At 49.9% G+C, this 3,807-nt stretch carries 4 tRNA genes and 1 rRNA gene; all 5 read right to left on the reverse strand.

Annotated elements, in window-relative coordinates:
- Positions 1–30 precede the first annotated feature (30 nt).
- The 5 genes from EMM73_RS19505 to EMM73_RS19525 all read right to left on the reverse strand — a co-directional run bounded on the left by EMM73_RS19505 (position 31) and on the right by EMM73_RS19525 (position 3,799).
- Positions 31–2,913: ribosomal RNA gene (locus tag EMM73_RS19505) — 23S ribosomal RNA — on the reverse strand.
- A gap of 254 nt (positions 2,914–3,167) precedes the next feature.
- Positions 3,168–3,243: transfer RNA gene (locus tag EMM73_RS19510), tRNA-Ala, on the reverse strand.
- A gap of 133 nt (positions 3,244–3,376) precedes the next feature.
- Positions 3,377–3,452: transfer RNA gene (locus EMM73_RS19515), tRNA-Ala, on the reverse strand.
- Between the two features lie 98 nt (positions 3,453–3,550).
- Positions 3,551–3,626, reverse strand: a tRNA-Ala gene (locus EMM73_RS19520).
- A 96-nt stretch (positions 3,627–3,722) separates the two neighbouring features.
- Positions 3,723–3,799 (reverse strand) — tRNA-Ile (locus tag EMM73_RS19525).
- Positions 3,800–3,807: the final 8 nt, after the last annotated feature.

Genomic DNA, 3,807 nt, shown 5'->3' on the forward strand with positions numbered 1-3,807 from the left:
TCACACCCACACAAACACCTTGGGCGTTGTATGGTTAAGCCTCTCGGGCAATTAGTATGAGTTAGCTTAACACATCACTGCGCTTCCACACCTCACCTATCAACGTTGTGGTCTCCAACGACCCTTATGTGTACTCAAGGTACAAGGGATGACTCATCTCTTGGCCGGCTTCCCGCTTAGATGCTTTCAGCGGTTATCCGTTCCGAACGTAGCTACCGGGCAGTGCCATTGGCATGACAACCCGAACACCAGCGGTTCGTTCATTCCGGTCCTCTCGTACTAGGAACAACTCCAATCAATCATCCAACGCCCACGGCAGATAGGGACCGAACTGTCTCACGACGTTCTAAACCCAGCTCGCGTACCACTTTAAATGGCGAACAGCCATACCCTTGGGACCGACTTCAGCCCCAGGATGTGATGAGCCGACATCGAGGTGCCAAACACCGCCGTCGATATGAACTCTTGGGCGGTATCAGCCTGTTATCCCCGGAGTACCTTTTATCCGTTGAGCGATGGCCCTTCCATACAGAACCACCGGATCACTAAGACCTACTTTCGTACCTGCTCGACGTGTCTGTCTCGCAGTTAAGCTGGCTTCTGCCTTTGCACTAACCGTACGATGTCCGACCGTACTTAGCCAACCTTCGTGCTCCTCCGTTACTCTTTAGGAGGAGACCGCCCCAGTCAAACTACCCACCAGACACTGTCCGCAACCCCGATTAGGGGCCTACGTTAGAACATCAAACATACAAGGGTGGTATTTCAAGGACGACTCCATCAGAACTGGCGTTCCAACTTCAAAGTCTCCCACCTATCCTACACATGTAGGGTCAATGTTCAGTGCCAAGCTATAGTAAAGGTTCACGGGGTCTTTCCGTCTAGCCGCGGGTATACGGCATCTTCACCGCAATTTCAATTTCACTGAGTCTCTGGTGGAGACAGCCTGGCCATCATTACACCATTCGTGCAGGTCGGAACTTACCCGACAAGGAATTTCGCTACCTTAGGACCGTTATAGTTACGGCCGCCGTTTACCGGGGCTTCGATCAAGAGCTTCGCTTGCGCTAACCCCATCAATTAACCTTCCGGCACCGGGCAGGTGTCACACCCTATACGTCCTCTTACGAGTTTGCAGAGTGCTGTGTTTTTAATAAACAGTTGCAGCCAGCTGGTCACTGCGACTCTCATAGGCTTACGGAGCAAGTCCTTCACCCACAAGAGCGTACCTTCTCCCGAAGTTACGGTACTATTTTGCCTAGTTCCTTCACCAGAGTTCTCTCAAGCGCCTTGGTATGCTCTACCTGACCACCTGTGTCGGTTTCGAGTACGGTCGACAATACCTGAAGCTTAGAGGATTTTCCTGGAAGCGTAGCGTCAACAGCTTCACCACCGTAGTGGCTCGTCTCGTGTCTCAGAATATAGGGAACCGGATTTGCCTAATCCCCCTTCCTACGCACTTTCACATGGACTACCAACGCCATGCCTGCCTAGCTTTCTCCGTCCCCCCATCGCAGTATTGTCGGTACGGGAATATTAACCCGTTTCCCATCGACTACGGCTTTCGCCCTCGCCTTAGGGGCCGACTTACCCTACCCTGATTAGCATGGGATAGGAACCCTTGGTCTTCCGGCGGGGAAGTTTTTCACTCCCCTTATCGTTACTTATGTCAGCATTCGCACTTCTGATACCTCCAGCAACCCTCACGAGTCACCTTCAACGGCTTACAGAACGCTCCTCTACCACTTGCACATAGTGCAAGTCCACAGCTTCGGTGCATGGTTTAGCCCCGTTACATCTTCCGCGCAGACCGACTCGACTAGTGAGCTATTACGCTTTCTTTAAAGGGTGGCTGCTTCTAAGCCAACCTCCTAGCTGTCTATGCCTTTCCACATCGTTTTCCACTTAACCATGACTTTGGGACCTTAGCTGGTGGTCTGGGTTGTTTCCCTTTTCACGGCGGACGTTAGCACCCGTCGTGTGTCTCCCGAGTAGTACTCATTGGTATTCGGAGTTTGCAAAGGGTTGGTAAGTCGGGATGACCCCCTAGCCTTAACAGTGCTCTACCCCCAATGGTATTCGCTCGAGGCGCTACCTAAATAGCTTTCGAGGAGAACCAGATATCTCCGAGCTTGATTAGCCTTTCACTCCGATCCACAAGTCATCCCCAAATTTTTCAACATTTGTGGGTTCGGTCCTCCAGTTAGTGTTACCCAACCTTCAACCTGCTCATGGATAGATCGCCCGGTTTCGGGTCTACACCCTGCAACTATTCGCCCAGTTAAGACTCGGTTTCCCTACGGCTCCCCTATTCGGTTAACCTCGCTACAGAATGTAAGTCGCTGACCCATTATACAAAAGGTACGCAGTCACCCCACGAAGGGGCTCCCACTGCTTGTACGTACACGGTTTCAGGTTCTATTTCACTCCCCTAACAGGGGTTCTTTTCGCCTTTCCCTCACGGTACTGGTTCACTATCGGTCAGTCAGGAGTATTTAGCCTTGGAGGATGGTCCCCCCATGTTCAAACAGGATACCACGTGTCCCGTCCTACTCGTTTTCATTGATAAAGCCTTTTCGTGTACGGGGCTATCACCCTGTATCGCCGCACTTTCCAGAGCGTTCCACTAACTCTTTATCAACTTAAGGGCTAGCCCCCGTTCGCTCGCCGCTACTAAGGGGATCTCGGTTGATTTCTTTTCCTCGGGGTACTTAGATGTTTCAGTTCTCCCGGTTCGCCTCGTATGACTATGTATTCATCATACGATACCTGATAAATCAGGTGGGTTTCCCCATTCGGACATCTGTGAGTCTAACGTCTCTTACCGACTTCTCACAGCTTTTCGCAGGTTAGCACGTCCTTCATCGCCTCTGACTGCCAAGGCATCCACCGTGTACGCTTAGTCACTTAACCATACAACCCCAAAATGTCTGGAATTGAAGGTGTGATAAGGTTCACAAATAAATTGTTTTACCTTGTTTTCTTTCTATCAGCTTGCCAATTTGTTAAAGAGCACTTCGAGCATAAAGCTCAAAGAGAACAATTCTTTGAAAGAATGGTTGTCTTTGAGATTTCAAACAGTATGTAATTCGTTTCAGACGATGCACTTAATACCGAAGCATACTTAAAGTATGTGAGGTGTTAAGTAACGAAGTATCAAGCGAATTTGGTGGAGTTAAGCGGGATCGAACCGCTGACCTCCTGCGTGCAAGGCAGGCGCTCTCCCAGCTGAGCTATAACCCCATTNTTTACCTTGTTTTCTTTCTATCAGCTTGCCAATTTGTTAAAGAGCACTTCGAGCATAAAGCTCAAAGAGAACAATTCTTTGTAAGAATGGTTGTTTTTGAGTTTTCAAACAGTATTCATTCACAAGGAATGGTGGAGTTAAGCGGGATCGAACCGCTGACCTCCTGCGTGCAAGGCAGGCGCTCTCCCAGCTGAGCTATAACCCCATTTCTTGAACCGGGAATTTGCGTTTTAGCCAAGGCACTTTGAACCGAAGCATACTTAAAGTATGTGAGGTTTTAAGTAACGAAGTATCAAGCGAATTTGGTGGAGTTAAGCGGGATCGAACCGCTGACCTCCTGCGTGCAAGGCAGGCGCTCTCCCAGCTGAGCTATAACCCCAATCTAAATTGGTAAATTCGTTGTCAAGCTAGGCGCGGTGAACCGAAGCATACTTAAAGTATGTGAGGTTCGCTGCAACAACGCTTGGCGGCGAATTGGTTGGTCTGAGTAGACTCGAACTACCGACCTCACCCTTATCAGGGGTGCGCTCTAACCACCTGAGCTACAGACCAGCTCTAAC

Source organism: Rheinheimera sediminis, from assembly GCF_004005375.1.
Lineage (GTDB): Bacteria > Pseudomonadota > Gammaproteobacteria > Enterobacterales > Alteromonadaceae > Pararheinheimera.